General features: G+C 47.1%; 7 protein-coding genes and 1 pseudogene. 6 read left to right on the plus strand and 2 right to left on the minus strand.

Features of this window, described 5'->3' with window-relative positions:
* From E0D98_RS20680 to E0D98_RS20705, 6 genes and pseudogenes are all read left to right on the plus strand, one after another.
* The coding region (locus tag E0D98_RS20680) for an AAA domain-containing protein (RefSeq protein WP_131890914.1) at nt 1–1,488 on the plus strand (1,488 nt) is incomplete at its 5' end.
* Nucleotides 1,489–1,987: 499 nt separating this feature from the next.
* Nucleotides 1,988–3,220, plus strand: coding sequence for a phosphoadenosine phosphosulfate reductase (locus E0D98_RS20685; RefSeq protein WP_001285503.1), 1,233 nt, complete (start codon nt 1,988–1,990; stop codon nt 3,218–3,220).
* The gene (locus E0D98_RS20690; protein ID WP_000502848.1) at nt 3,205–3,843 is read left to right on the plus strand and encodes a ParB N-terminal domain-containing protein; all 639 of its coding nucleotides are present in this window, start codon (nt 3,205–3,207) and stop codon (nt 3,841–3,843) included. The genes E0D98_RS20685 and E0D98_RS20690 overlap by 16 nt, the downstream gene beginning before the upstream one ends.
* A gap of 78 nt (nt 3,844–3,921) precedes the next feature.
* Nucleotides 3,922–4,191 carry a PerC family transcriptional regulator gene (locus tag E0D98_RS20695; protein WP_000226517.1) on the plus strand — a complete coding sequence of 90 codons (270 nt, stop codon included), beginning with the start codon at nt 3,922–3,924 and terminating at the stop codon, nt 4,189–4,191.
* 20 nt (nt 4,192–4,211) lie between these two features.
* Complete coding sequence (locus tag E0D98_RS20700; protein WP_001376509.1) at nt 4,212–4,856, plus strand: hypothetical protein; 645 nt, start codon at nt 4,212–4,214, stop codon at nt 4,854–4,856.
* 111 nt (nt 4,857–4,967) lie between these two features.
* Nucleotides 4,968–5,327: pseudogene (locus tag E0D98_RS20705) on the plus strand (transposase); the annotation flags it as partial.
* A gap of 26 nt (nt 5,328–5,353) precedes the next feature.
* On the opposite strand, the gene E0D98_RS20710 reads toward E0D98_RS20705, so the two are convergent.
* Both E0D98_RS20710 and E0D98_RS20715 read right to left on the minus strand, forming a co-directional pair.
* Complete coding sequence (locus tag E0D98_RS20710; protein WP_000323309.1) at nt 5,354–5,563, minus strand: hypothetical protein; 210 nt, start codon at nt 5,561–5,563, stop codon at nt 5,354–5,356.
* 33 nt (nt 5,564–5,596) lie between these two features.
* A complete protein-coding gene (locus E0D98_RS20715; protein WP_000264910.1) occupies nt 5,597–5,788 on the minus strand; it encodes a hypothetical protein in 192 nt (63 codons plus the stop codon).
* Between the last annotated feature and the right edge of the window lie 177 nt (nt 5,789–5,965).

Genomic DNA, 5,965 nt, shown 5'->3' on the forward strand with positions numbered 1-5,965 from the left:
CGGGAAAAACAAATTTCTCTGAATGAATATGAGGGAGTATTAAAAAAATCTGATTTTAAAGTTTTACTGGGGCGCCTGACATCATGGTCTATGCTTTATTTAAAGCAACATCTGCGAAGAAATGTTTCAACAAGAAGTTCATTCTCGGTAGAGACATACAGGGATGAATTTGACCATTTTATAAAGCGTTTTCCGGTTATTGGTAGCAGCACGCATTCGATTATTAACTCAATCGGTAAGGGGGCCCTTCTTGATTATGTGATTATTGATGAAGCTTCACAGCAGGATATTGTTCCGGGCATTCTGGGACTGGGATGTGCCCGTAATGTAATCGTTGTAGGGGATCGTAAGCAACTTCCACATGTTCCTGTATTACTCCCGAACAGCCCATCTCCACCGGCAGAATACTATAATTGTGAGAAATATAGTCTACTTGATTCGGTTTGTATGTTGTTCAGGAACATGGTGCCAGTAACCCTTCTTAAAGAGCATTATCGTTGTCATCCTAAAATCATTCAATTTTGTAATAAGCAGTTTTATGATAATGCTCTGATACCGTTAACGGTTGATTCCGGTGAAGCCTCATTATCTCTGGTCATCACGGCAAAAGGAAACCATACCCGTAATTTTTCAAATCTCAGGGAGCTTGAATCTCTGGAAGGTCATTACTGGGATGAAGAAAGTAGCAGGGGATACATTGCCCCATATAATGCACAGGTTAATCTGGCTGAAAAAGTGCTGCCTGCTGATTTTGTGAAATCGACGGTGCATAAATTTCAGGGACGGGAGTGCGATGAAATTGTGTTTTCCACTGTGCTGGATAAGAAGCGCAGCAGCCAGCACAGTCGGAACATCGCGTTTGTTGATAATCCTGAACTGGTGAATGTCGCTGTTTCAAGGGCCCGAAATAAATTTACGCTGGTGACTGGTAATGATGTATTTGAACGCCACGCTGGACATATTGCGGCGCTGATTCGTTACATCAAATACTACGCTGATGACGGAGAGATTTTCGAGAGCCCGGTCATATCAGCATTTGATTTGCTGTACAGTGAGTATGACAAATCACTGGAACGACTGAATAGTAGATTGAATTCAAATGATTCACACTTTAAGTCAGAACAGATTGTGGCCTGCCTGTTGCGGGATATCCTGTCGCAGGATAGTTATCGGAGTATGATGTTTCATTCACAAATAGCGCTGAATCAGTTGGTGTTGCTGGAGCGGGGGGATTTTACACACCGTGAACAGTTATTCATGCGTAACCGGGCCAGTTGTGACTTTGTTGTTTACTATAAGGTCGGGAAGACTCCATTAGGGGTTATTGAAGTGGATGGAGGTTATCATCTGACCAGTGTTCAGGCTGAACGTGATGAACTTAAAAACAGTATACTGAAGAAATGCGGCCTGCCATTGCTAAGATTACGTACTATAGACAGTGATATAGAAGGGAAGTTGGGAGCGTTTCTGTCAGGCCTGACAGGCTAAAGTCTGAATAAAAAATATTGCAGCGGGAGGTCTCAAACCTGATTTGGTCATGTGCTACACACAATTGTACGAACCCCATGGACACAGGCTTCTTTGTTTTGGTTACATCAACGTACGTATTCCTGATACATATAAAAATAAGTGCTATTGCTCAAAGCTAACAGGGAATGGTTCTGTTGAATAATTTCTTAGTGAATAAACTTTATCAGGGGGTAATTCTATTACAGTGAATACTTCCTGCAAAATGATATTTGAATCGTTCACCATCTGCATCATATTTCCTTATTTACAAGTTGAAAGTATGGTGTATGTTGAAAATGCATGGATTTCCAGATGTGTTACCAGTAAGAAGCAGGTGGATAAAGGATGCGATAACAAATCCAACAACCAGATTAATATCTGAAGGGTTTTATTGTTATTATTTATCCCCAAAGCGGTGAGTTGTTAATGAAGTTTGTCTGAATGTATAAACAGTATTATTCGACATAAAGCCAGGAAAATGAGTGATACGCTTTTAACCGAAAAAATCCTTACCGGAGAAAATGTTTTGCGTGCCGCAATCGCCCGCATTGAGTGGATTTTTGAAACATTTCCGTCGGTATGCCTGTCTTTTTCAGGTGGAAAGGATTCCACCGTGCTTTTCCATCTTGTGGCAGAGGTGGCCCGCAGGAGAAAACGTCATTTCTCTGTTCTGTTCATTGACTGGGAGGCCCAGTATCGGTGCACCATTGAACATATTCAGAAGATGCGGGAAATGTACCATGATGTGACGGAAACCTTTTACTGGGTGGCACTTCCCCTGACCACGGTAAACGGCGTCTCGCAGTTTCAGCCGGAGTGGATATGCTGGGAGCCAGGAGTGCCCTGGGTTCGCCAGCCACCGGAAGAGGCCATTACAGACATGACGTATTTTCCCTTTTACCGGTATGCCATGACGTTTGAAGAATTTGTTCCGGCATTTTCTTCCTGGTTTGCCGGTAACCGGTGTGGAGTGGCAATACTGACTGGTGTCCGTGCTGATGAATCGCTCAATCGCTTTATGGGACTGGTATCTCAGCGCAAACTGAGATATGCAGATGATAAACCCTGGACCACAGCGTCGCCTGAAGGGTTTTATTACACCATGTATCCGTTATATGACTGGAAAGCCCGCGATATCTGGATATATAACGCCAGAACCTGTGCCATCTACAATCCTCTGTATGACCTGATGTACCGTGCCGGCGTGCCGTTACGCAACATGCGAGTCTGTGAACCTTTTGGTCCTGAACAGCGTAAGGGACTGTGGCTTTACCATGTTCTGGAGCCGGAAACCTGGGCCAGGATGTGTGAACGGGTGTCAGGGGCTGCCAGCGGGGCGCTTTATGCCAATGTGAGTGGTGCCTATTTTGCCCTGCGTAAGCGTATCACGAAGCCGCCTCATCATACCTGGCGCAGCTATGCGATGTTCCTGCTGGATGTGATGCCGGAAAGAACAGCAGAACATTACCGTAATAAAATTGCTGTCTACCTGCGCTGGTATCAGACGCGGGGCTTCCCGGATGACATCCCGGATGAACAGGAGAATGACCTGGGGAGCCGGGATATTCCGTCCTGGCGACGTATCTGTAAGACTCTCATAAAGAATGATTTCTGGTGCCGGACCCTCTCCTTCAGTCCGAACAAACCCCGGCACTATGAACGTTATCTGCAGCGTATGAAGGAAAGGAGGAAGGAATGGGGGATTCTGTGACACCGGAGATACTTGGCAACATGATTCGTCAGTACTTCAGCCAGGAACGAGCAGAAGAAGAGACTATACAGGCCCTGAATCACCTGCGCAGGGTGCTTCATGAGGTCAGCCCTTTTGCGCAGGAGCCTGTGGACTGTGTGCTGTGGGTGAAAGCGGATGAAGTGGTGGCCAACGATTACAATCCCAATGTCATGGCGCCGGGTGAGAAGAAACTGCTGAAGCAGTCACTGGAGAAAGATGGTTTCACACAACCGGTGGTGGTGTCTGAGGAAAAGAACCATTACCTGGTGGTGGATGGTTTTCATCGCCAGGTGCTGGGCAGGGAAGCAGGTACGGGAAAACGTTTGAAGGGCTGGCTGCCGGTGGTCTGTATTAATCCGGAGAGAAAGGGACAGGCCTCACGTATTGCTGCGACCATCCGACATAACCGGGCCAGGGGCAAACATCAGATAACCTCAATGTCTGATATTGTCAGGGACCTGTCACGCCTGGGCTGGACGGATGAACGCATTGGTACAGAGCTGGGGATGGACCAGGATGAAGTGCTGAGGCTGAAACAGATTAGCGGACTGACGGAGTTGTTTCAGGAAGAGGATTTCAGCCCGGCATGGACGGTTCGCTGAGACCGTCATATATGAGTATTATTTCAGTGAGTTGATGTTTTGAGCAGGAAAAATAGTACCCCGGAAGTCGTGGAAGACATGGTTGCACAGAAGCTGGAGGCGGCGGGTTGCTGGCGCAGAGCTTCCGCCCGCTGGCTTTTTGTTATGGGAAATGTTGAATGTACAGAAGCACAACGGGAGTGGTTGTTGTTGCGCAGGAATTATTGCCTGGCGCAGATATCGTCCCCGCCGCTACCTGAAAAGCTGGATATCAGCGAGGTGGCGAAAGCTGCAGATGCCACGCTGAGGCGAATGGGAATTGCCAGTCCGTCCGGGGAGGTATTCAGAAAAGGTACACCGGTCTGTTGATATTCAGGTAACAGGTATTAATGATGAAGCAAGGAGTGGCAAACAGTATATCAATGACATGGCAACTTTTATGCGATGAACATGGTTTTACCCGGGAGCACTACAATCAGCTGAAGAAGTTCAGCCCGGAGACATTACGTGAAATTATTGCTGAAATAGCCTGCTGCCATCCATCAACCAGTGTATTGCTCAGGAATAAGTGGCTGACACCGCCGAAGGGTATTCTGGAGCAGGTTGCCCGTGAATACGAACGAAGAATACATAACTGCCCATCTTTCAGGAGCGAGAAGGAGGCGGAATCCTGGTTAAATGAACTGTTTTTTGCTGTGATTGCTCCGCTATACCGTGTTGCCCCCGAACAAACAGAACAGGTTGAGTCCTTTGTTCTGCAGCTTATTGCCGAGCAGGAGCGGGTTTGGGAGCTTATTTTAACCAATGATGGTTATTCATGGCATTGCGCACTTTATGATATATTATTTCATCTGGTTTTACGAAATATGGAAGACCAGCCTGAACATCAGAGACAGCGAATAACAAAAATACTTAATGAGTCCGATACAAGACGGGTTGCAGAAGAGATTAAATTTCGGATTCAATATCTTCAGGATGAAGAACAAAAAAGAGTTTTAAGTGAGCTGGTAAATGTCCTGATTTCAAAAAGATAAAACATGCTGGAGCAATTTTTTCTATATGTTAATAAAACAGGTGCGTATTACCGTGAAGGAGAGCGGTGAGTAACCCGGCCAAACTGTGATCGATTCAGATGCCATTTTGCACTACGTGAAAAGATGAAAACTCTGTCGCGGCACTCGGAGCTGGCGAAAGCGTTCGTGTACGCCCTGAACCAGTGGCCGGCACTGACGTACTATGCAGAGGATGGTTGGGCCGAAGTCGATAACAACATCGCAGAGAACGCCTTACGGGATGTGGCTGTAGGCCGGAAAAACTGGCTGTTCGCAGGTTCCGACAGCGGTGGCGAACATGCGGCGGTGTTGTACTCGCTGATCGGCACATGCCGTCTGAACAATGTGGAGCCAGAAAAATGGCTGCGTTACGTCATTGATCATATCCAGGACTGGCCGGCAAACCGGGTACGCGATCTGTTGCCCTGGAAAGTTGATCTGAGCTCTCAGTAAATATCAATACGGTTCTGGCGAGCCGCTTACAGTTTAATACAGAAGTCGATTTTAGCAACTGCCAGGTTTTTGTTGAGAGTCAGCGTGGCAGCATGATATGCATGCTGCCACAATATTAATGCCCGGGCATAATCATGATGTATTTCCGCATCTTCAGCTGCTGCCGTTATCTGCGCCCAGGACATCCGGCGCAGATACGGATAATGCAGTGTGACATCCGGGGAATGGTATGCCATTGAATACTCCTGTGGAGAATCATCATCTCCGGTTTATTCTCCGCCGGGGACGCAGACGCCCCGGAGAGCAAATTCCCCCACGTTTTCTTTTTTCAGCGCGGTGAAGGCATCCCGACAGGCTTTTTCAGTACGAAACTCCTGACTGTGAACAGCCAGTGTGGGTTGCCGGGCATCGCCGGAGGAGACATTAAAGGGGGATGAGAGCCAGAAAATCAGGATCCACATAGAACTGCCTTATGATTTTGTGCGTTTGTATTTTTCCAGGATGCCGATAGCCTGCAGGGGGGCTTCGTGAATTTCACGAATACATTCTGCATCATGGATATTTTCTCTGTACCGGGTTCGTTCCAGCAGTATGTGGTGCATATGGAGCATTCTGGCCAGTGCGGCGCTGAGTTCATT

Source organism: Escherichia sp. KCJ4928 (assembly GCF_004352695.1).
Taxonomy (GTDB): domain Bacteria; phylum Pseudomonadota; class Gammaproteobacteria; order Enterobacterales; family Enterobacteriaceae; genus ECMA0423.